This is a genomic window from Nitrospirillum bahiense (assembly GCF_007828025.1).
Taxonomy (GTDB): domain Bacteria; phylum Pseudomonadota; class Alphaproteobacteria; order Azospirillales; family Azospirillaceae; genus Nitrospirillum; species Nitrospirillum amazonense.
Window position 1 is genome coordinate 79042 of sequence record NZ_VITO01000007.1, and the last position, 20251, is coordinate 99292.

21 protein-coding genes and 1 other RNA gene are annotated in these 20251 nt (G+C 64.7%); 14 read left to right on the plus strand and 8 right to left on the minus strand.

The genetic code is table 11. The annotated features are described in order from the left end of the window. Nucleotides 1-110: 110 nt before the first annotated feature. Together FBZ88_RS12005 and carA are read right to left on the minus strand one after the other, a co-directional pair. The gene (locus FBZ88_RS12005; RefSeq protein ID WP_145617117.1) at nt 111-443 is read right to left on the minus strand and encodes a hypothetical protein; all 333 of its coding nucleotides are present in this window, start codon (nt 441-443) and stop codon (nt 111-113) included. 152 nt (nt 444-595) lie between these two features. Next, a complete protein-coding gene (carA, locus tag FBZ88_RS12010; RefSeq protein ID WP_145617119.1) occupies nt 596-1765 on the minus strand; it encodes a glutamine-hydrolyzing carbamoyl-phosphate synthase small subunit in 1170 nt (389 codons plus the stop codon). A gap of 396 nt (nt 1766-2161) precedes the next feature. Here carA and FBZ88_RS12015 point away from each other — a divergent pair, with 396 nt between their 5' ends. From FBZ88_RS12015 to rpoD, 3 genes are all read left to right on the plus strand, one after another. Further along, nucleotides 2162-2620, plus strand: coding sequence for a GatB/YqeY domain-containing protein (locus tag FBZ88_RS12015; protein WP_145611377.1), 459 nt, complete (start codon nt 2162-2164; stop codon nt 2618-2620). A gap of 78 nt (nt 2621-2698) precedes the next feature. Beyond that, nucleotides 2699-4576, plus strand: a complete 1878-nt coding sequence (dnaG, locus tag FBZ88_RS12020) for a DNA primase (protein ID WP_145617121.1) — start codon at nt 2699-2701, stop codon at nt 4574-4576. Between the two features lie 455 nt (nt 4577-5031). Further along, nucleotides 5032-7023 (plus strand): RNA polymerase sigma factor RpoD, encoded by a 1992-nt coding sequence (gene rpoD, locus FBZ88_RS12025; protein WP_145611379.1) that lies wholly within the window; start codon nt 5032-5034, stop codon nt 7021-7023. A gap of 73 nt (nt 7024-7096) precedes the next feature. Here rpoD and FBZ88_RS31570 read toward each other — a convergent pair whose 3' ends face one another. The 4 genes from FBZ88_RS31570 to ssrA form a co-directional block, all read right to left on the minus strand. Continuing rightward, on the minus strand, nt 7097-7396 hold the full coding sequence (locus FBZ88_RS31570) for a type II toxin-antitoxin system RelE/ParE family toxin (protein ID WP_411861196.1): 300 nt from the start codon (nt 7394-7396) through the stop codon (nt 7097-7099). Nucleotides 7397-7634: 238 nt separating this feature from the next. Further along, nucleotides 7635-8039, minus strand: a complete 405-nt coding sequence (locus FBZ88_RS12035) for a TfoX/Sxy family protein (protein WP_145617122.1) — start codon at nt 8037-8039, stop codon at nt 7635-7637. Nucleotides 8040-8068: 29 nt separating this feature from the next. Next, nucleotides 8069-8554 carry an SspB family protein gene (locus FBZ88_RS12040; RefSeq protein WP_088871921.1) on the minus strand — a complete coding sequence of 162 codons (486 nt, stop codon included), beginning with the start codon at nt 8552-8554 and terminating at the stop codon, nt 8069-8071. 150 nt (nt 8555-8704) lie between these two features. Continuing rightward, nucleotides 8705-9028, minus strand: a transfer-messenger RNA (tmRNA) gene (gene ssrA, locus FBZ88_RS12045). A 182-nt stretch (nt 9029-9210) separates the two neighbouring features. Here ssrA and thyA point away from each other — a divergent pair. From thyA to FBZ88_RS12065, 4 genes are all read left to right on the plus strand, one after another. Continuing rightward, nucleotides 9211-10101, plus strand: coding sequence for a thymidylate synthase (thyA, locus tag FBZ88_RS12050; RefSeq protein WP_145617124.1), 891 nt, complete (start codon nt 9211-9213; stop codon nt 10099-10101). A gap of 23 nt (nt 10102-10124) precedes the next feature. Beyond that, nucleotides 10125-10697, plus strand: a complete 573-nt coding sequence (locus tag FBZ88_RS12055; protein WP_145617126.1) for a hypothetical protein — start codon at nt 10125-10127, stop codon at nt 10695-10697. Between the two features lie 174 nt (nt 10698-10871). After that, entirely contained in the window at nt 10872-11213 is a 342-nt protein-coding gene (locus tag FBZ88_RS12060; RefSeq protein WP_145617128.1) for a hypothetical protein, read from the plus strand. A gap of 88 nt (nt 11214-11301) precedes the next feature. After that, complete coding sequence (locus tag FBZ88_RS12065; protein WP_246138627.1) at nt 11302-12819, plus strand: serine hydrolase domain-containing protein; 1518 nt, start codon at nt 11302-11304, stop codon at nt 12817-12819. Nucleotides 12820-12841: 22 nt separating this feature from the next. Here the strand turns inward: FBZ88_RS12065 and FBZ88_RS12070 are convergent, their stop codons facing one another. After that, nucleotides 12842-13993: a hypothetical protein gene (locus FBZ88_RS12070; protein WP_145617129.1), complete on the minus strand. Its 1152-nt coding sequence runs from the start codon at nt 13991-13993 to the stop codon at nt 12842-12844. A 243-nt stretch (nt 13994-14236) separates the two neighbouring features. Here FBZ88_RS12070 and FBZ88_RS12075 point away from each other — a divergent pair, with 243 nt between their 5' ends. The 7 genes from FBZ88_RS12075 to FBZ88_RS12100 all read left to right on the plus strand — a co-directional run bounded on the left by FBZ88_RS12075 (nt 14237) and on the right by FBZ88_RS12100 (nt 19181). After that, nucleotides 14237-14770 carry a dihydrofolate reductase gene (locus FBZ88_RS12075; RefSeq protein WP_145617131.1) on the plus strand — a complete coding sequence of 178 codons (534 nt, stop codon included), beginning with the start codon at nt 14237-14239 and terminating at the stop codon, nt 14768-14770. Then, nucleotides 14767-15414 carry an elongation factor P hydroxylase gene (locus tag FBZ88_RS12080; protein ID WP_145617133.1) on the plus strand — a complete coding sequence of 216 codons (648 nt, stop codon included), beginning with the start codon at nt 14767-14769 and terminating at the stop codon, nt 15412-15414. Before FBZ88_RS12075 ends, FBZ88_RS12080 begins: the two co-directional genes overlap by 4 nt. Nucleotides 15415-15560: 146 nt before the next feature. Continuing rightward, entirely contained in the window at nt 15561-16976 is a 1416-nt protein-coding gene (locus FBZ88_RS12085) for a pyridoxal-phosphate dependent enzyme (protein ID WP_246138628.1), read from the plus strand. Between the two features lie 48 nt (nt 16977-17024). Beyond that, on the plus strand, nt 17025-18218 hold the full coding sequence (locus FBZ88_RS12090) for a cystathionine gamma-synthase (RefSeq protein ID WP_145617135.1): 1194 nt from the start codon (nt 17025-17027) through the stop codon (nt 18216-18218). A gap of 233 nt (nt 18219-18451) precedes the next feature. Continuing rightward, on the plus strand, nt 18452-18601 hold the full coding sequence (locus FBZ88_RS30200; protein ID WP_186464357.1) for a hypothetical protein: 150 nt from the start codon (nt 18452-18454) through the stop codon (nt 18599-18601). A gap of 74 nt (nt 18602-18675) precedes the next feature. Further along, nucleotides 18676-18885 (plus strand): addiction module protein, encoded by a 210-nt coding sequence (locus FBZ88_RS12095; RefSeq protein WP_145611394.1) that lies wholly within the window; start codon nt 18676-18678, stop codon nt 18883-18885. A gap of 8 nt (nt 18886-18893) precedes the next feature. Beyond that, nucleotides 18894-19181, plus strand: a complete 288-nt coding sequence (locus FBZ88_RS12100; protein ID WP_145617136.1) for a type II toxin-antitoxin system RelE/ParE family toxin — start codon at nt 18894-18896, stop codon at nt 19179-19181. A 10-nt stretch (nt 19182-19191) separates the two neighbouring features. Here the strand turns inward: FBZ88_RS12100 and FBZ88_RS12105 are convergent, their stop codons facing one another. Beyond that, nucleotides 19192-19872, minus strand: coding sequence for an MT-A70 family methyltransferase (locus tag FBZ88_RS12105; protein WP_145617137.1), 681 nt, complete (start codon nt 19870-19872; stop codon nt 19192-19194). Between the last annotated feature and the right edge of the window lie 379 nt (nt 19873-20251).

Here is a 20251-nt window from a genome sequence, read left to right on the forward strand (position 1 = left end):
GAATACCATCGATCAACCCCGGCTGGGGAGTCGGCATCGCAAGTGATGAAAAAGCTATTAACGGGAATTATTTAAAATTTTACTGGTATTTGCCCGTTCCTGGAGCCCGCTCAGCGGGAACGCAGGTAGCGCGTCAGGAAGCCCGCGACCTTCAGGCGCCGCGCCTCGTCCAGGTTGACGAAGGTGATCTTGGCGTCCTTGCCAATAATGGCGGCCACTTGGCCGTCGCAGATGAAGGCGATGTTCTCTTTGCTGTCCTTGAAGGCGACCTTCATCTTGAAGCTCGTCCCCTGGCCGAGGCCGGCGGCCCCCGTGGCGGTAAAGCTGTTGGCCGCCATGTTGTTGATGGGATAGGTCTTCGAATTGATGACCACGCTGGCAGCCAGCGCGGGCACCTTCACCTTTTCCACCACATCTTTTTTCAGGAAATCGAACACGCCCATTATTGGCCTCATGCCGCCCGCGAATGATTTTTATAGCAGCGGCGCAAGATTTTTTCGAGAGGGTGTCGGATACTCAAAAGGTGAGGGCCGGTGAAGCGTTCTCCACCGGCCCTCCAGGCGCGTTCATCAGTACTTCGGTCAATATTGCCGCGTCAGCGGGCGGCGATGTTCTCGATGAACCGGTCGAACAGGTAATGACTGTCCTCCGGGCCGGGGCTGGCCTCCGGGTGATACTGGACGGAGAACACCGGCTTGTCCTTCAGGCGGATGCCCTCGTTGGTGCCGTCGAACAGGGACACATGGGTCACCTCCACCGTGTCCGGCAGGCTTTCGGGCAGCACGACGAAGCCGTGGTTCTGGCTGGTGATCTCAACCCGGCCGGTGGCCAGATCCTTCACCGGATGGTTGGCGCCGCGGTGGCCCTTTTCCATCTTGGTGGTCTGGCCGCCCAGGGCCAGGGCCAGCAGCTGGTGGCCCAGGCAGATGCCGAACAGGGGCAGGCCGCTGGCCACGATCTCCTGGATCATGGGCACGGCATAGGTGCCGGTGGCGGCCGGGTCGCCGGGGCCGTTGGACAGGAAGACGCCGTCGGGCTTGTGCGCCAGGATTTCCTCGGCCGTGGCGGTGGCGGGCACCACCGTCACGCGGCAGCCAGCGTTGGCCAGGCAGCGCAGGATGTTGCGCTTGGCGCCGAAATCGACGGCCACCACGTGGTGCTTGGGATCGGTCTGTCGGCCATAGCCGCCGGCGATGGTCCAGGCGCTTTCATCCCAGGTGAAGGTCTGGCCACAGGTCACGTCCTTGGCCAGGTCCATGCCTTCCAGCCCGGGCCAGGCCTTGGCCTGCGCCAGCAGGGCGTCCAGGTCGAACTTACCGTCGGGGGAATGGGCGATGACGCCGTTGGGGGCGCCGCCATCGCGGATGCGGCGGGTCAGGGCGCGGGTGTCCAGGCCGCCCAGGCCCACCAGGCCGTGGCTTTTCAGCCAGGCGTCCAGGTTGCGCGTGGCGCGCCAGTTCGACGGCTCGGTGATGTCGACGCGCAGGATCAGGCCCCGGGCCGCCGGGGTCACCGTTTCGATGTCCTCGTCGTTGGTGCCGACGTTGCCGATGTGCGGGAAGGTGAAGGTGATGATCTGGCCGGCGTAGGACGGATCGGTCAGGATTTCCTGGTAGCCGGTCATGGAGGTGTTGAAGCAGACCTCGCCCACCGAGTGGCCGGCGGCGCCGATGCCCTTGCCCCAATGGATGCTGCCGTCCGCCAGAACCAGCACGCCGGTGGCGCCCTCAGGCTGCGGGGGGTGGGTGGGGGCGGCTGCGGTCATCGCTTCATTCCATTCGCTGCGGGGCACTCCCCGGACGGCATTCGCGGCTGCCGGCCTTGAAGGTGCCCTCTCATCTCATCCGGTTCGACCTTGTGGGCGCGCGCTTGAGCACGGGGCGGGAGCCGCCCCCTGGAACGTGGGCATGCCGCGAGGGCCGCCCCAATGTCGTCGGAAATTCTTCTGTCACATAGAGAACACGGGCGGCCGGGTCAAGCGATGGCCCCCATGCTCGGGGCGCGGGGGCGCCTCTGTCATCTGGGCGCTGGCGCTCAAGGGGTTGGGCGGGTAAGGTTCGTCCTTCCCCATTGATTGGCTACCATCCCGCGTGCGCCCCCAAAACCTGGGGCAGGCGGATGGCTTGCCGGTTGCCATGAAGCCTCTTGAGGAAGCCGACCCATGCTGCGCGAGCGTTTCACCCAGGCCATGAAGGACGCCATGAAGGCGAAGGACACGCAGACGCTGTCCGCCGTCCGGATGATCATGGCGGAACTGAAGAAGCGGGATATCGACGCGCGCCCCAAGGGCCAGATGGACGGCATCCCCGAGGCCGAGATCGGCAGCATGCTGCAGACCATGGTGAAGCAGCGCCGCGAATCCGTGGCCCTCTACCGCCAGGGCGGCCGTGAGGAGCTGGCCGCCCAGGAAGAGGCGGAGATCGCCGTCATCATGTCCTTCCTGCCCAAGCAGCTGACCGAGGAGGAGACCAAGGCCGCCATCGCCCAGGCGGTGACCGACACCGGCGCCGCCAGCATCAAGGACATGGGCAAGGTCATGGCTGTGCTGAAGGACAAGTACACCGGCCAGATGGATTTCTCCACCGTCGGTCCGCTGGTCAAGGCCGCGCTGAACGGCTGAGGTTCACCCTTCCCGGGGCCGGGCGGCGCCGCCCGGCCCCCATCCTGACAGACCACCCTTCGGACCCCGCCACCGCCCATGGCCCTGCCGCCCCAATTCCTGGAAGAGCTGCGGAACCGGCTGACCCTGTCGGACGTGGTGATGCGGCGCGTGCGCCTGCAGCGGGCGGGGCGGGAGTTCCGCGCGCCCTGTCCCTTCCATAACGAAAAGACGCCCAGCTTCTACGTCAACGACCAGAAGGGCTTCTTCCACTGCTTCGGCTGCGGCGCGCACGGCGACGTCATCGGCTTCATCATGCGCAACGACAATCTGTCGTTCATGGAGGCGGTGGAGGCGCTGGCGCCCGAGGCCGGTTTGACCGTGCCCAAGGCCAGCCCGCAAGAGCGGGAACGGTTCGAGCGCGAGAAGTCGCTGTATGACCTGGTGGAGCGCGCCACCCGCTGGTTCGAGGCGCAACTGCGCGCGCCGGCGGGCCGCCACGGCCTGGCCTACCTGCGCGGCCGCGGCCTGGATGACGAGGCCATGGCCCGCTTCCGCCTGGGCTACGCGCCCAGCGACGGCACGGGCCTGCGTGGGGAACTGGTGACCGCCGGCTACACCGAGGCCGACATGGTGGAGGCCGGGCTGTTCAAGCGGCCGGACGACGGCCGCGCGCCCTTCCCCTTCTTCCGCAACCGGGTGCTGTTCCCCGTCACCGACCGGCGCGGCCGGGTGGTGGCCTTCGGCGGCCGCATCCTGGAGGGGGAGGGGCCGAAGTACATCAATTCGGCCGAGAACCCCCTGTTCCACAAGGGCGACATCCTCTACGGCATGAGCCGCGCGCGCCAGGCGGCGGCGGACGGCAAGCCGGTGATCGTCACCGAAGGCTATATGGACGTCATCGCCAGCGTCATGGCCGGGTTCGAGGGGGCTGTGGCGCCGCTGGGCACCGCGCTGACGGAGACGCAGATCCAGGCCCTGTGGAAGCTGGCGCCCGAGGGGCAGCGCATGCCCATCCTCTGTTTCGACGGTGACAACGCCGGCCGGCGCGCCGCCTTCCGCGCGGTGGAGCGGGTTCTGCCCCTGCTGATGCCCGACCATTCCGTGCGCGTCGCCTTCATGCCGGAGAAGGAGGATCCCGACAGCCTGATCCGCGCCGGCGGTGCCGCCGCCTTCCAGGCGGTGCTGGACCGCGCGCGGCCGCTGACGGACGTGCTGTGGGATATGGAGGCGGCGGACCGCGACCTTACCCAGCCCGACGCCCAGGCCGGCATGCAGGCGGCCCTGGAAGCGCAGCTGGAGCGCATTCCGGACGCCCGGGTGCGCAACGCCTATCACCGCGCCTTCAAGGATCGGCTGTACCAATTGGGCCGCGCCGCGCGCCCCGCCTTCCAGGGCGGCCAAGGGGGCGGCCAGGGGGGTGGCTTCAACCGTGGCCAGCGGCCCGGCGCCTTGCCCTTTCCTGTGGCGCGGCAATGGGACAAGCGGTTCCGCGCCGGCGTGGAGACCGGGTCGGCGCGCTGGCGCGAACGCCTGTTGCTGGCCGTGGTGCTGAACCACCCCGTGCTGTTCGAGACCCTGGGCGAGACGCTGGCCATGATCAGCTTCGCCACCGAGGGGCTGGAACGGCTGCGCCAGGCGCTGGTCGAACGCCTGTTCCACGATTCGGGACTTGACGCCGAGGGTTTACGACGCCACTTGTCAGCTTGCGGCTTCGCCGAGGAACTGGATGAGACGCTGGGGGCGGACCTGCCCTCTTACGCCCGTCCGGAGGCGACGCCCGAATCCGCCCGCGCGGGCTGGCAGGAGGTTTGGCTCAATTCCCAGGAATTGGTGTTCCAGACCGAGCTGCGCGAGGCGGAAAGACGCCTGGCCGAGGATCCCAGTGAGGAGACCCTGGCTCGGCTGATGGCCCTTAAACGGGAAGAGTTGATACGCCGGGGCCATGCCCTGGATCCGGAAGGTGAGGGCGTCTGACGCCGCCACCCCGAGGTACCCCCGCACCGGACGGGGGCGGACGGTTCCTCCAGTCGGCACGCCCTTCGCGGCGCGTTCCACGGACGGCCCGGCCGGAGGAGGTTGGAAGTGAGGTTGCGCTGGGGAGCGACGATTACGCGAAAAGGCGACGCGGGTCCGGCCAGGACGGACGGTTAGGGATGATGAGGGGTGGCGTTACCGGGATTTTCATCCGGTGCGGCGCCTTTTTTTCGTCCCAGCCCCTGTTTTTGGTGGGAACCGCCGCTTTCTTTGGGTATCGGAAGCACCAGTTTAGTCCGGCACCCGGTGTCGACGGCCCCCTGTGCAGACGGATCGGGCCCCGGATTGCGTGTCTGTGAGTGAAGGGTATGGGCCGGCGCCCATGAAGGCCGGCCGTCAGGGTTGAACCGGCGTTCAGTTGGTTTGCATTTCAGTTAGTCGGGGACATTGAGCGAATGGCCACGAAAGCAGCGCAGAGTGCGGACGTTTCCGAGGCGCGTGAGGAACAGGTGGACGGCCCGCTGATGGATGGCATGGGCCTGGCCGTCAAGAAGATGATCCAGCGCGGCAAGGAGCGGGGGTTCGTCACCTATGACGAACTGAACGCGGCCCTGCCCCCCGACCAGTCCTCCTCCGAGCAGATCGAGGACACGATGGCCATGCTCAATGAGATGGGCATCAACGTCATCGAATCGGAAGAGCAGGATTCCGAGGCCAGCGGCGAAGGCGGCGGCGACGGCGAGGGTCGCGTCTCCGGCAATCTGGACGACGACGACATCGGCCGCACCGACGACCCGGTGCGCATGTACCTGCGCGAGATGGGCTCGGTGGAGCTGTTGTCGCGCGAGGGCGAAATCGCCATCGCCAAGCGCATCGAGGCCGGCCGCGAGATGATGATCGGCGCGATCTGCGAATCGCCCCTGACCATCCGCGCCATCATCCAGTGGCATGAGGCCCTGAACGAAGGGAAGATGCTGCTGCGCGACATCATCGACCTGGACGCGACCTATGGCGTCGATCCGGAGTCGGGTGAGCTGACCGAGGCCGTGCTGGGCGCCGAGGAGGCCCCGCGCGAGGAAGGGGCGGCCGAGGGTGGCGAAGGCGCTGGCGACGGCGAGGGCGGTGAGCGCCCCGAGGGTGGCGAGGGCGGTGAGCCCGGCGAAGGCGGCGAGGAAGAGGCCGGCATTTCGCTGGCCGCCATGGAAGCCGAACTGAAGCCCATGGTGCTGGAAACCTTCCAGACCATCGAGGACACTTACGACAAGCTGCACAAGATGCAGGAGCTGCGGCTGGCGGCCATCCAGCGCGGCGAGGATCTGGGCAAGGCCCAGGACAAGAAGTACGACAAGCTGAAGGCCGAGCTGACGGAGCTGGTCAACTCCGTGCGGCTGAACAACAGCCGCATCGAGGCACTGGTCGAGCAGCTGTACGGCATGAACCGCCGCCTCATGGGCTTCGAGGGCAAGCTGCTGCGCCTGGCGACCGACTGCAAGGTCAAGCGCGAGGACTTCCTGCACCACTACTACGGCAGCGAGCTGGACCCCAACTGGCTGGACCGGGTGAAGGGCAACTCCAAGGCCTGGGCCAAGTTCGCCGAGCGCAGCGCCACCGAGATCGTGAAGGTCCGCGAGGGCATCAACGAGATCGCGGAAGGCGTGCGCCTGCCCATCAGCGAATTCCGCCGCATCGTCTCCACGGTGCAGAAGGGCGAGAAGGAAGCCAGCCGCGCCAAGAAGGAAATGGTGGAGGCCAACCTGCGCCTCGTCATCTCCATCGCCAAGAAGTACACCAACCGCGGCCTGCAGTTCCTGGACCTCATCCAGGAAGGCAACATCGGCCTGATGAAGGCCGTTGATAAGTTCGAATACCGCCGCGGCTACAAGTTCTCGACCTACGCCACCTGGTGGATTCGCCAGGCCATCACCCGGTCCATCGCCGACCAGGCCCGCACCATCCGCATCCCCGTGCACATGATCGAGACGATCAACAAGCTGGTGCGCACCTCGCGCCAGATGCTGCACGAGATCGGCCGCGAGCCGACGCCGGAGGAATTGGCCGAGCGGCTGATGATGCCGCTGGAGAAGGTGCGCAAGGTCCTGAAGATCGCCAAGGAGCCCATCAGCCTCGAGACGCCGATCGGCGACGAGGAAGACAGCCACTTGGGCGACTTCATCGAGGACAAGAACGCCGTCCTGCCGCTGGACGCTGCCATCCAGGCGAACCTGCGCGAGACGACCACCCGCGTCCTGGCCTCGCTGACCCCGCGTGAGGAGCGTGTGCTGCGCATGCGCTTCGGCATCGGCATGAACACCGACCACACCCTGGAAGAGGTGGGCCAGCAGTTCAGCGTGACCCGCGAGCGTATCCGCCAGATCGAGGCGAAGGCGCTGCGCAAGCTGAAGCACCCGTCCCGCTCGCGCAAGCTGCGCAGCTTCCTGGACACCTGATCCCGTCAGGGATTGGGCACTGAGTAGCGAGAAGGGCGGTCCCGCTGGGGCCGCCCTTTTTGTCTTGGTGAGGCTACAGGCGGCGAGGGATGTTGGCTGTATCGTAGATCACGGCCTGGATGACGGCCGGTTCGGTAAGTGTGTAGGCAATCCAATATGCGCCAGCGTGCAGCCATAGGCGCCCAGGTTTGGCCAGGGTGGGATAGGGACGTGGTGCCGGCAGTCCCGCGAAGGGATTAGCCTCAATGCGCTGAGCGGCCGTTTCCAGGGCAGCCAGGAGATTGCGGGCGGCCGCCAACCGACCCAGCCCCTCATAGTGTGCGATCAGTGCGTCCACCTGTGCTTCGGCTCGAGAACTGAGGCGGACGGTCACGGTCAGGCTTTACGGGGCTGAGCCTGTGATTTGCCCTGCCGCGCTTCCATTCTGGCAATGCTCGCCCTGATCCGGCTGAGTACGGGGGCCAGTGGCACGGTCTCGCCGCGCGCGGTCTCGGCTTCGCTGGCCGCAAGAACCGCCTCGACTTCGGACAGCGTGTGTTTGGTTGGGCTGTTCATACGGTTACAGTGCCATGGCGCCGATGAACTGTCGAGGCGGTCCCAAGGAAGCCTCTCTACTCCAGCAGCATGTCCGCCAGGTTCTTCTTTTTCGCTGCCATCGGCGCCTTGGCCTTCTTCGGCGCCTTGGCTGGGGCGCGCAGGGCGGCGTCCACCGCCAGGCGGGCCCAGCGCAGCAATTCGTCGGGGTCGTCCATGGCGCCCTCGGGTGGGGTGTAGTAGCCCAGCGAGCGGTGCGGCTTGTCGGCCCAGGGGGCGAAGCGGATGCAGCCGGCGGCCTCGAACTGGGGCTGGCTGACGGCATCGGCCTTCAGGTAGAGGGTGTCGTCGCGGGTGATGAGGCCGAAGTTGCGCCCGTGCAGGGTCAGGCCCCGGCCGCCAAACAGGCGTGGCGCCTCAACCGGGCCTAACGGGGCCAGTAGATCCAGGATGTAGTCCAGGAAATCGGGGGAGACGGGCATGGTCGCTGCTCCCCCCGCGCGGGCTTGGCTTACTTCTTGCGAAAGGCGTCCAGCGCCACGACGGTGCCGCCCTGTTTGGGCGTGTCGTCGTCCTCGCCCTCGGGGGCGGCCTCTTCTTCCTCGGCGGCTTCGTCCACCACGTCCTCGCCCTCTTCCTCGTCGGGGGGCTGGAACTGCAGGGCGAAGTTGACCGAGGGGTCGGCGAAGGTGGTGATGGCGGCCATGGGCACCACCAGGCGCTCATGACTGCCGTTGAAGCTCAGCGTCACTTCCACCCGCTCGTCATTCACGTCCAGGCCATAGAACTGGTACTGCAGGACGATGGTGATCTCATCCGGGTACTTGGCGCGCAGGAATTCCGGCATGCGCACACCCGGATACTGGGTGCGGAAGCTGATGAAGAAATGATGCTCGCCGGGCAGGCCATGCTCCTGCACTTCCTTCAGCGCATCGCGCACGACGCGGCGCAGGGCGGCCTCGACCATACGGTCGTAGCGAAGGAGATCGGTGGACATGGCAGGCAAAACGCTCCGGTAGCGGGGTACAACGTCACCAATAGACCCGCCCGGCGCGCGATTTGCAAGCTTGGGCGCGCGAAAACGCCAGCGGGTGGGCCAAAGGACGGGCCGACCGGCGGGTTGGACATCCGCCAATCGGGGCCGTTCAGTGGGGGGCTTCTGTTGCCGGGTGCCCCCCGAACCCCGTTCTTAGCTTTCCGCTAATACCCCGTTGAGGGTATTAGGCGGCCATGCGAAGAGCAGGCGCCGAATTATCGTTGGCACCTATGAAACGGCCCGATAACGGCGGAACCATGCCGAGCGAAAACCATGCCTTTACCACGCACGTCGATCCTGATTCGCCCCCATGATGGTGGAGGCGCCGGGTACCGCCCCCGGGTCCGCAACGCTTATTCCGCAAGGCGTTTATCGCCATAGTCGGGCAAGCCCGACACTCCTAATATAGGGACGCGGGCACGAAAGTGAAAGTCCTTCGGCGAATGGCAGGCCCGCGACCTTTCCGGGGAACCGGTTGGTCGGCACCGACCGTGGCCTGGGGCCCGCCGGTGCGTATCGCTTCTTGAGATATGGGGTTCCGCAGGCCCGGGCGCTACATTATGTAGTGATACCGTTTCCGCGTCGGGCCGCCCGGCGATCGTTTGTTGAGGGCCGCCATGGCGCATCCGGAATATCAGTACCTGTCGCTGCTGCGCCGCCTGATCGACCACGGGGCCGCCCGGGTGGATCGCACGGGCGTGGGCACCAAGGCGCTGTTCGGCGAGCAGATGCGCTTCGACCTGTCGGCCGGTTTTCCCCTGCTGACCACCAAGAAGATTTTCCACCGCCAAGCCATCCACGAGATGCTGTGGTTCCTGTCGGGCGACACCAGCATCCGCCCCCTGCTGGCCAACAAGGTGCGCATCTGGACGGACTGGCCGCTGGCCAATTACCGCAAGAAATCGGGCGAGGACATCAGCCAGGAGGATTTCGAGGCCCGCGTGCTGGCCGATGACGCCTTCGCCGCCCAGTGGGGCGACCTGGGCCCCGTCTATGGCAAGCAGTGGCGGCGGTGGCAGGGGCCGGACGGCAAGGTCATCGACCAGATCCAGGAACTGGTGGACGGCATCCGCACCAACCCCACCAGCCGGCGCCTGCTGTTCACCGGCTGGAACGTGGCCGATCTGCCCGACATGGCGCTGCCGCCCTGCCACATGACCTATCAGTTCTTCGTGGCGGACGGAAAGCTGTCCGGCCTCATCTTCCAGCGCAGCGCCGACACCCTACTGGGCCTTCCCTGGAACCTGTGCGAGGGCGCGCTGCTGATCCACATGCTGGCCCACCAGTGCGGCCTGGGCGTGGGCGACCTGGTGTGGCAGGGCGGGGACGTGCACCTCTACCTCAACCACATCCCCCAGGCGGAAGAGCAGCTGACGCGCGAGCCGCGGCCCTTCCCCCAGCTGGTGATCAAGCGCAAGCCGGACAGCCTGTTCGACTATCGTTTCGAGGATTTCGAGATCACCGGCTACGACCCGCACCCGCACATCAAGGCCGACGTGGCGATCTGATCAGGACAGTGGGGGAGGGCGCGATGCGGTGGCGGCTGGTGGTGGGGATGATGCTGGCCACGCCGGCCCTGGCGGGCGGCCCGCCCTGGGAAAGCCGGCTGACGCGGGAGGCGGACTATACCTGCTTCCGTGCCCTGCGCGGCGCGATGGCCACCCTGCCGCCCTCACCGGCGCCGCTGTCCCCTGGAACCGTCCGCGTGGCCGGCACCCCGGCGGCATGGCAGGCCCTGTGGTGGGATGCGAAGGGGGGTGGGGCCGGTGTGACGCCACCCGCCGATCTGCCGGAGGGGTTCGAGGCGGTGGCGATCGCCATGGCGGGGAACGGCCGTACCCATGTGCACATCCGGGACCTGGAGGATCAGGATGGCACCCTGCGCATCCGCGTGCAGCGGGAGGAGCGCAAGGCCCCTGTCCACATCGACCCCGCGACGGGGCAAAGGAGCGTCGTGTCCGTCACGGATGACGGCCGGGTCGAGACGCTGGTGATTTTCCATCCGGCCACCCGGGCCATCAGCCTGACGGTCCTGCCCGACCTGGTGTGGACGCCGGCCACGGATGAGGAGGCTTCGGCCCCGCCGCCATGTCCGGGACGGTGAAGGTCGGCAACTTTTGCATGTATATATAGGCAATATTTTCCCATCGGGTTGCGATTCCCATTCCGTCGCCTTCCGCTCCGCCGCGGCCGCCTTGGCCTTGGGGCGTCCGTCGCGCCTGGCATGCCCGGTGCTTGCCCCCGCCGCGGTCTACTCGTGTTCAGAGGGGGAACAGACGTGACGATGATTAGCGCGGCATCCGGCGGCGCGCCGGATTTCACCCATATGTCCCGCAGCCAGATGATGGGGGCCGCCAGCGGCCTCTATCAGTCCGGCAAGATCAGCCTGGAGCAGATGGGCAAGCTGGAGATGATGGGGCCCCTAGGCAAGGTGGGGCCGAACGGGCAGTTCCAGGCCTTCACGGATGAGGAGCGCGCCAGCCTGGACAGCCAGCCGGTCGACTATGTCGACCAGACCAAGCAGGTCATCAACGCCATCGAACAGCGGGGCGATGCCACCAACCCGCTCTCGGGCTATCAGGACTGGCAGCAGATACTGCTGACCTTGCAGGAAGTATGACGGGATTGGTGCCACCGGAGTGGCTCTGAGCGCCCCGCCAACCGCCTGCTAGCATGCCGCCGCTCAGGTGTTGATGCGGGGATGGATCATGCGCGGGATGAGGGGGCTGGCGGCGCTGCTGCTGCTGCTGACGGGGGCGCCGATGCTGGCCCATGCGGCCACGGGCAAGGCGGTGGTGGCCGCCAACCGGGCGCCGCCGGCCGCTGTCGCGGCGGATCCGGTGGCGGCCCTGGCGGCGGCACAGGTGGACGCCTTCCTGCAGGAGCAGATGCGGGCGCTGGGCATCCCCGGCCTGCAGGTGGCGGTCATCCAGCACGGGCGCCTGGTGCTGTCGCGCAGCTATGGCGTGGCCAACCTTCAGACGCCGGTGCCGGTGACGAATGAGACCATCTTCGCCGTCAATTCCATCACCAAGGCCTTCACCGGCGTGGCCGCGATGCGGCAGGTCCAGGCCGGGCGGCTGGATCTGGACGCGACCGTCGGCCAGTATCTTGACGACCTGCCCGCCGCCTGGCGCCCCGTCACCATCCGCCAGCTGCTGACCCACATGTCCGGCCTGCCCGACATCAACCGCGCGCCGGGCGACCGGGACGAGCGGGTGGGGGGTGACGCCATCTGGGCCTGGGTGCAGGCCCAGCCCATGAAGTTCACGCCCGGCGAGCGCTTCGACTACTGCCAGACCAACTACACCCTGGTGCAGCGGGTGGTGGACAAGCTGACCGGCCAGGCGCCGGACACGCCCATCATCGGCTGGGAGATCGAGGCGGCGGGCATGACCCACACCGCCTTTGGCGACAGCAGCATGGTCAAGCCCGGCAAGGCCGCCGGCTACCGCAACAGTTTCGCGCCCAATCCCGCTGGGGGGCCGGATGGCGCCCCGGTGGCCACCCCCCACCCGGTCTATGAGCTGTTCCGCCCCATGCACCGCGCCTCCTCCGGCCTGGACAGCACGGCGGAGGACATGGCGCGCTGGATGATCGCCATTAGCCAGGGCCAATTGCTGGACGCCGACAGCCTGCGCCTGCTGTGGACGCCCGCCGCCTTCAACGATGGCCGCCCGGGCCAGTGGGGCCTGGGCTGGGAGGTGCTGGACCATGGCGGCCACCGCGCCGTGGGCATGACCGGCGGCGGCCGCTCCGCCTTCTTCCTCTATCCCGAGGATGATGTCGGCGTGGTCATCCTGACCAACCTGTCCGGCGCGTTTCCTGAGGACATGATCGACCAGGTGGCCGCCTTTTACGGCGCCAAGCTGACCGGCCTGGCTGCCCTGCGCGTGGACATTCAGCGCCACGGCTTCGACCAGGTGCCGGCCCTCTATGCCGACCTGAAGGCGCGCGAGCCGGGCGTGACGCTGCAGGAGGCGGAGCTGAACGACTGGGGCTATCGCCTGCTCAGCAACGGCCAGCCCCGGAACGCCCTGGCCATCCTGAAGCTGGCCGCCGACCTCTACCCCGACAGCGGCAACGCCCAGGACAGCCTGGCCGAGGCGCTGGCGGCGACCGGCGACAAGCCAGCCGCCATCCTGGCCTACCAGCGCGCGCTGGAGCTGGACCCGAAGAACCAGAACGCGGAGCGGCGGCTGGTGGCATTGAGGGCGGGGGGGTGATCGCCGATTCCAGTAATTAGATCTATAAAATTGTGAGTATAGATTTTCTTAATTCAGGAAATACCGGCTTTTCTATCGGAATATTCTGCGAGAATCCCTGCCCGTTGATATGACTTATGATTTTGTGCTTTGTAGTTTCCGACAATTCTCCCCAGTATTTTGGGCTCATGTACCAATTGTCCGATCCAGAGAACATAAATTCTTCCAGAAGATCATAGAGATTTGCATGAGATTGCGGTGAATTTGATAATAGTTCTATATTTCTTTCCTCTAGGCCCTTTTGGAATAGGTCTCGCGATGCGTCCTGTAGGCATATTAAAATTTTTGTCTGACCGTCTTGAGGGGCGGCATACATAACGACCGTATGAGAATTAGAAACGTATCCATTCTGATCTATTTCATCGAAAGCTCTTGACGATGAAAATGCAAATGGCAGTTCCATTGGAAGTGATGCGTCAAGTATAATTATATTTTCTATAAATTTTTTTGCTCCGCATATATAATTCTCGAGATTTACGGAAATATTGCTGATTCCGCTAAGCATGTTTTTTCTAATATTAATATGATATTCCAGCCTATTAAATAGATTGCGACCATCTAGCTCCATTTGCGTTCTGAATTCCTCCTTCATTGTGCTTGGTGAGAATAAATATACTTCTCTAGCAATGTCGTCATGCTGGAGGGCATATTCAAATGAAGAATCGATTATAACGTTCTTAATATTATTAATAGAAATTTCATCGTGCTTTATAATAAACTCGAGACGAGATTGTTCGCGGCATGCAGATCTGTACATTTGTAGAGCGGCATCGTGATTGTTCTCTATTTTTGCTTTATTCTCAAACGCGGAGAACAGGGTCGTGTCATGTGTTTCACAAAATCCCGGAAATTTTGAGGCATCATTCACGCCGACATGTTTTATTTCAATTCCTCTCATGGTTGCGGAAGGTGACAATACGTGTCCTGACTCTGATATCTTATATATAGGACCTCTCGCTTGTATGGTATGAGAGCCAATGGTCTTATTTGGGCATCCTGGGTACAGGCACTTTCTCTCTTTTTTCCAATTTATGTGTGCTGATTTATTTATTGTAGAAAATTCTGCTTTTATGCGTCCGTCGTTATCTATGGCCGCTTGAAAAGCGCCATTGCTATTGCGCGCTTTACTGATCATATCTTGCACGATTCTGTGCATATAGAATATGTTAACGGCCATCTGCGCACCATCATTTCATTGTTACTGACAAATTAGTAAATTAATTCTTCTTAACTCCATGGTGCTGCATTCTAGCATGCAGCCAACAATTGCGACATATCTCCACGCACCCCCGCCCTTTGATCTTCCGCATTCTCACCATCCCCCGTTTGCCGTAAAACCGCAGGCCTTGAGCGTTCATCAGCCAGGCCCCTTGATCCCATGCCCGAGTCCGCGCCCATTCCCTTGGCCCTCATCGCCGCCGTGTCGACCAACAACGTCATCGGCGTGGAGAACCGCCTGCCGTGGCGATTGAAGGGCGACCTGAAGTATTTCAAGGAGATGACCCTGGGCAAGCCGGTGGTCATGGGCCGGCGGACGTGGGAGAGCATCGGGGCCAAGCCGCTGCCCGGCCGCACCAACATCGTCGTGACGCACAAGAAGGACTACCGCGCCCACGGCGGCGTGGTCTGCCACAGCCTGGACGCCGCCATCGAGCAGGCCCGCCTGATCGCGGTGGCCGACGGCGCGCCGGAGGTCATGGTGATCGGCGGGGAGCTGCTGTTTGCCACCGCGCTGAAGACCGCGCACCGCCTGTACCTGACCGAGGTGCACGCCAGCCCGGAGGGCGACGCCTTCTTCCCCACCTTCGACCGGGCGGAGTGGCGCGAGGTGTCGCGGCGCGACGTGCCGGCGCTGGAGGTGGAGGTCGACCCCGCCCCGGCGCACAGCTTCGTGGTGCTGGAGCGGGCATGATCCTCACCCCCATCGCCCTGGAGGAGTTGCCGGCCATCCTGGCCGACCTGCGCGGCCGCCTGGCGGGCGCCGATCCGCTGGTCGCGGAGGTGTTCGAGCGCATCGCCGCCACCCTGGATCTGGTGCCGCTGGGCGTGGACACGCCCCAGCATCGGGCGGACGGCGTCGCGTTGGCCCACCGCTTCGGCATCGAGACCATGGATGAGCTGCCCATGGCGGCCTATAGCTGGGACGGCCGCGCCATCCGTACCCGGAGCGAGTCCTATGTGCTGATCCATGAGATCGGCCACTGGCTGGTGGCGCCGCCGGAGCGGCGGGGCCTGGTCGATTTCGGCCTGGGCGCCGGGCCGGAGACAGGCCGGGTGAATGAGGCCAACGCCGCCATCTGCGTCGACCAGGAAACCCAGATCGAGGAGGAGGCCCTGTCCTCCCTCATCGGCATCCTGTGGGAGGTGGAACTGGGCCAGCCCGCCATCATGGCCTTCCTGGAGCAGAACTGGCTGGAAGGCTGGGACCGCGCCGCCTGCATCGACAACCTGGCCGACAATTTGGCCAATTTGCATCGTCGTGGATTGATTGATGCGAATTACCGCCCAATTCCGCCAGAACATTTCGAAGTAAAGCGGCGCGTCGCAAGCTTGTAATATTGTGCGTTGCGGCAAAGGCAATAAGACTTTCCGCCGGGCGCTGGCCAACAGGAAGCGTCGCCAGGGTCTATACTGACGGGGGATTGTAAGTGCCCCGCCCATCGGTCACTGTTTTGCTTAACGAACAGACCGAGAGGGTTTCCATGTCGATCGCGCACGCGTCGTCCGCCCCCATTCCGTCAACCGAGAACACCCCGGATGGCCCCGCCATCCTGTCCCTGATCGGCAACACGCCGCTGGTTCGCGTCACCAAGATCGATACCGGCCCGTGTGAACTGTACCTGAAGCTGGAAAACCAGAACCCCGGCGGCTCCATCAAGGACCGCATCGGCCTCGCCATGGTCGAGGGGGCGGAGAAGGCGGGCCGCCTGAAGCCCGGCGGCACGGTGGTGGAGGCCACGGCCGGCAACACCGGCCTGGGCCTGGCCCTGGTCTGCGCCGCCAAGGGCTATCGCCTGGTGCTGGTCATCCCCGACAAGATGGCGGCGGAGAAGATCAACCACCTGCGCGCTCTGGGGGCCGACATCCACGTGACGCGCAGCGACGTGGGCAAGGGCCATCCCGACTATTACCAGGACATCGCGGAGCGGCTGGCCGCCGAGATCCCCGGTGCGGTCTACATGAACCAGTTCGCCAACCCCGACAACCCGGCGGCGCATGAGCGCTGGACGGGGCCCGAGCTGCTGCGCCAGATGGACGGGCGCCTGGACGCCGTGGTGGTGGGCGTGGGCTCCGGCGGCACGCTGACCGGCCTGGGCCGCTATTTTCGCGCCGCCAGCCCGCGCACCCGCATGGTGCTGGCCGACCCCCAGGGCTCCATCCTGCGCGACCTGGTGAAGACCGGCCGGCATGATGAGCCCGGCAGCTGGGTGGTGGAGGGCATCGGCGAGGACTTCGTGCCGCCCAACTGCGACCTGCAGTATGTGGAGGACGCCTACACCATCCCCGATGCCGAGAGCCTGAACGCGGCGCGCGAACTGCTGCGTCGGGAGGGCATCCTGGGTGGTTCCTCCAGCGGCACCTTGTTCGCCGCCGCCCTGCGCTATTGCCGGGCGCAGACGCTTCCGAAGCGCGTGGTCACCCTGGTCTGCGACACGGGCAACAAGTACCTGTCCAAGATGTTCAACGACGGCTGGATGGCCGACCAGGGCTTCCTGCCCAGCGCCCGCACCGGCGATCTGCGCGACCTTATCACCCGGCGGGTGGACAAGGGCCAAGTGGTGACCGTCTCGCCCGACGACACCCTGCTGACGGCGTATAAGCGCATGCGCATCTCCGACGTCTCGCAGCTGCCGGTGATGCAGGGTGGCCGGGTGGTGGGCCTGCTGGACGAGTCCGACCTGCTGCTGCATGTCGAGCCCGACCCGTCACGCTTCCGCGAGGCGGTGCGGGAGGCCATGACCTCGCGCCTGGAAACCGTGCCGGTGACCGCACCCATCAGCGCGCTGGACGCCATCTTCAGCCGCAACATGGTGGCCCTGGTCACGGAGGGTGACGCCTTCCTAGGATTGCTGACCCGCGTCGACCTGCTGAACCATTTGCGCCGGCAGCTGGGCTGACGCCCGCCCTCTGTCCCGCGCCCTCGCTTTCATCCCCAAGGAATCCCCATGGCCGACCGCAGCCACAACCGTCCCCTGTCCAATCAACGGGCTTTCGCCACCCGCACCGTGCACGCGGGGCAGGAGCCGGACCCCAGCACCGGCGCCATCACCGTGCCCATCTACGCCACCTCCACCTATGTGCAGGAAAGCCCCGGTGTCCATAAGGGCTATGAATACAGCCGTAGCCAGAACCCCACCCGCATGGCCTATGAGCGCTGCGTGGCCGACCTGGAGGGCGGGGCGCGGGGCTATGCCTTCGCCTCCGGCCTGGCGGCGGAGGCCACCATCCTGGAACTGCTGGACGCCGGCAGCCACATCATCGCCATGGACGACCTCTACGGCGGCAGCTACCGCCTGCTGGAACGGGTGCGCAAGCGCTCCATGGGCCTCACCTCCCGCTTCGTCGACATGACGGACCCGGCCAAGCTGGAGGCGGCGCTGACCCCCGATACCCGCCTGCTGTGGGTGGAGACGCCGACCAACCCGCTGCTGAAACTGGTGGATCTGGAGGCAGTGGCCGCCTTCGCCCGGCGGCATGGGCTGATTTCCGTGTGCGACAACACCTTCGCCACGCCCTATGCCCAGCGGCCGCTGGAGCTGGGCTTCGACATCGTCGTGCATTCGGCCACCAAGTACCTGAACGGCCATTGCGACATGGTGGGCGGCGTCGCCGTGGTGCGGGAGGAGGGGGAACTGGCTGACCGCCTGGGCTTCCTGCAAAACGCGGTGGGGGCTGTGGCCGGCCCCTTCGACAGCTTCCTGGCCCTGCGCGGCCTGAAGACCCTGTCCCTGCGCATGGAGCGGCACAGCGCCAACGCCGCCGCCATCGCCCAGTGGCTGGAACGCCACCCGGCCGTGGCGGGGGTGCGCTATCCCGGCCTCGCCAGCCATCCGCAGCACGAACTGGCCAAGCGCCAGATGCGCGGCGCCGGTGGCATGGTCTCCGTCAGCCTGAAGGGCGGACTGGACGCCGCCAAGCGCCTGCTGGAACGGACGGAGCTGTTCTCCCTGGCGGAAAGCCTGGGCGGGGTGGAAAGCCTGATCGAGCATCCGGCCATCATGACCCATGCCTCGATTCCGGCGGATCTGCGGGCCGCGGCCGGCATCGACGACGGCCTGGTGCGCCTGTCGGTGGGCATCGAGGACGTGGACGACCTGATCGCCGACCTGGACGCCGCCCTTAGCACTACCCTGGCCTAATCCTCTGGCCTAAACCGGCGCCTAGGCTTGTCGGTTGTAACAGCCTAACCTTTTGCCACGTGGCCTTTGCCGCGAAAAAGCGGCATTCCATGCGATGTTGCCTGGGTGATCGCGCCCGTGAAATCGGTGCCCGGAATTGGGATGCCGTTCGAATGTTTGGCAGTTTGGCTTGAGGTTAGGCGATGCGGCGTCTGTTCGATGCTGACGGTAAGCGGACCGCCCTTCAGGGGGGAATGGACGATGAGGCCTTGCGTGAATTGTCGGGCATCGACTATCTGCCCTTGGGCCTGACGGCCGAGCAGATGGCGGCGCTGGAGGAATCTTTCCTGGAAGCCCAGACCAGCCGCAAGGGCCGCACCTTCTGGGGGCGCCGCGGGCGGTGAAATTTTCGGGGGACCTCGACATGAGGAAGGCCGGCTGCCATCTTTAATGGGCGACTTGCTTAGGACCGGTGCCCATGTCCGCCATAGACTTCAGCCATCTGACTGTTGAGGAGCGTCTCGATCTGATCGGGGAGCTTTGCGACAGCTTGGAAAATGAGGCGCTACCGATATCGGAAGCGCTGGCCGCTGAACTCGATCGCCGCGATGCGACTTTTGAGGAAGACAAGCGGCATGCTGTTCCTTGGTCGGAGGTGCGGGCAAGTTTGTGGCGGAACCGGACCTGACCGGTGAAATGCTGAATCTCTATTTCCTGCCCGTCGCGCAGTCGGAAATCGAGGCGGCGCGGCAGTGGTATGATGATCAGCTTCCGGATTTGGGAACACGCTTCCTGATCGCCGTCGATGGTGTGCTGGCTCGCATTCAGGAAAATCCGCAGCAATTCCCCGTCGTCCGGGCGGTATCCCGGCGAGCGATCATCAATGGTTTTCCCTATGCGCTGTATTTCAAGGTGAGTGGCGGCAACGTCTATGTCACAGGGTGCGTTCATATGCGGCGTCATCCAAGACGATGGCGCCGATAGGGACTTTCGATTATTCCGCCGCCGCCACGCGGCGCTGGGTGGCGGAGTTGTGGGCGTAGGTGTCCCAGGTGGGCTCGTAGCTGTCGTCGGCCTGGTTGCCCCACACGGTCCATTTGGGCCGGGCGCCGCGGGCGAACATCTCCAGATAGGGGCCGGGGCTGCAGGCCTCGATCAGCTCATACTGCTCATCGGGCTTGCGCGAATGCTCGCGCTTGCGCGTGCCCAGGTAGTTCACCTGGGTGCGGCCGGGGTCCAGGGTCCGGGCATTCTTGCCGCGCACGCCGAACAGGATCAGCTCGGTGACGTTGCGGAAGTAGAAGCCCACGCCGCGCCCGTCGGAACCGCCGTCCTTGCGCAGCTTATGCCACACCAGGTTGGTCTTGTACTGGAAGCCCCAGGCCTGCATGACCTGCAGCCCCTCCGGCAGCAGGGCGTTGGGCACCCACAGGTACAGATGCGCCGTGTCGGCCAGCACCTTGGCCACCGGCAGGGCGCAAATCTCCTCCACCGATAGGGTGCCGTAGCGCGACAGGCGGTGATGCTCTGGCGCCATCTTGCCGGTACGGTTCACGAATCGCCAGGGCGGGTCCGCCAGCACGGTGGCGAAACGCTTCTTGCCGGCCACGGCCAACAGGTCGCGCGCCGGGTCCAGATCGGGCTGAGCGGGGGAGGAATCCAGGGGGGAAGTCATGGGGCCATGCTGCCTATCGCGATCCGGCCCGTCAATCATTGGCCTGGGAACATAGATAGAACACAAGTGAGGTGTGAAAGGCAAGTTGAGGCAAATAACATACTGAGGGTTACATATGACACTTTGTGAATCCCCATATGGTTGCGTTGTTGTAAAATATGCACAAGCTCATAAAGGGGGGGGAAGTAATGACGCCTGCAGAATTGGATCTGATCAGAGATGCCATAAGAAATAAGCTATGCCTTTCTATCACGTATCATGGACATTTCAGAGATATATGCCCACATGCGCTAGGTTACGCCAATAATCATGATTATAATGTTATGGCGTTCCAATATGGTGGTGGTTCGGATAGCGGCTTGCCGCCAGGCGGGGAGTG

Coding starts and splice junctions, on each gene's coding strand:
- FBZ88_RS12075 (WP_145617131.1), top strand. CDS start 14,237: ATGCCCGAGTCCGCGCCCATTCCCTTGGCCCTCATCGCCGCCGTGTCG.
- FBZ88_RS30200 (WP_186464357.1), top strand. CDS start 18,452: ATGGACGATGAGGCCTTGCGTGAATTGTCGGGCATCGACTATCTGCCC.
- FBZ88_RS12090 (WP_145617135.1), top strand. CDS start 17,025: ATGGCCGACCGCAGCCACAACCGTCCCCTGTCCAATCAACGGGCTTTC.
- FBZ88_RS12105 (WP_145617137.1), bottom strand. CDS start 19,872: ATGACTTCCCCCCTGGATTCCTCCCCCGCTCAGCCCGATCTGGACCCG.
- FBZ88_RS12085 (WP_246138628.1), top strand. CDS start 15,561: ATGTCGATCGCGCACGCGTCGTCCGCCCCCATTCCGTCAACCGAGAAC.
- dnaG (WP_145617121.1), top strand. CDS start 2,699: ATGGCCCTGCCGCCCCAATTCCTGGAAGAGCTGCGGAACCGGCTGACC.
- FBZ88_RS12100 (WP_145617136.1), top strand. CDS start 18,894: ATGCTGAATCTCTATTTCCTGCCCGTCGCGCAGTCGGAAATCGAGGCG.
- FBZ88_RS12095 (WP_145611394.1), top strand. CDS start 18,676: ATGTCCGCCATAGACTTCAGCCATCTGACTGTTGAGGAGCGTCTCGAT.
- FBZ88_RS12015 (WP_145611377.1), top strand. CDS start 2,162: ATGCTGCGCGAGCGTTTCACCCAGGCCATGAAGGACGCCATGAAGGCG.
- FBZ88_RS12065 (WP_246138627.1), top strand. CDS start 11,302: ATGCGCGGGATGAGGGGGCTGGCGGCGCTGCTGCTGCTGCTGACGGGG.
- FBZ88_RS12005 (WP_145617117.1), bottom strand. CDS start 443: ATGGGCGTGTTCGATTTCCTGAAAAAAGATGTGGTGGAAAAGGTGAAG.
- FBZ88_RS12040 (WP_088871921.1), bottom strand. CDS start 8,554: ATGTCCACCGATCTCCTTCGCTACGACCGTATGGTCGAGGCCGCCCTG.
- rpoD (WP_145611379.1), top strand. CDS start 5,032: ATGGCCACGAAAGCAGCGCAGAGTGCGGACGTTTCCGAGGCGCGTGAG.
- FBZ88_RS12055 (WP_145617126.1), top strand. CDS start 10,125: ATGCGGTGGCGGCTGGTGGTGGGGATGATGCTGGCCACGCCGGCCCTG.
- FBZ88_RS12035 (WP_145617122.1), bottom strand. CDS start 8,039: ATGCCCGTCTCCCCCGATTTCCTGGACTACATCCTGGATCTACTGGCC.
- FBZ88_RS12070 (WP_145617129.1), bottom strand. CDS start 13,993: ATGATCAGTAAAGCGCGCAATAGCAATGGCGCTTTTCAAGCGGCCATA.
- carA (WP_145617119.1), bottom strand. CDS start 1,765: ATGACCGCAGCCGCCCCCACCCACCCCCCGCAGCCTGAGGGCGCCACC.
- FBZ88_RS12080 (WP_145617133.1), top strand. CDS start 14,767: ATGATCCTCACCCCCATCGCCCTGGAGGAGTTGCCGGCCATCCTGGCC.
- thyA (WP_145617124.1), top strand. CDS start 9,211: ATGGCGCATCCGGAATATCAGTACCTGTCGCTGCTGCGCCGCCTGATC.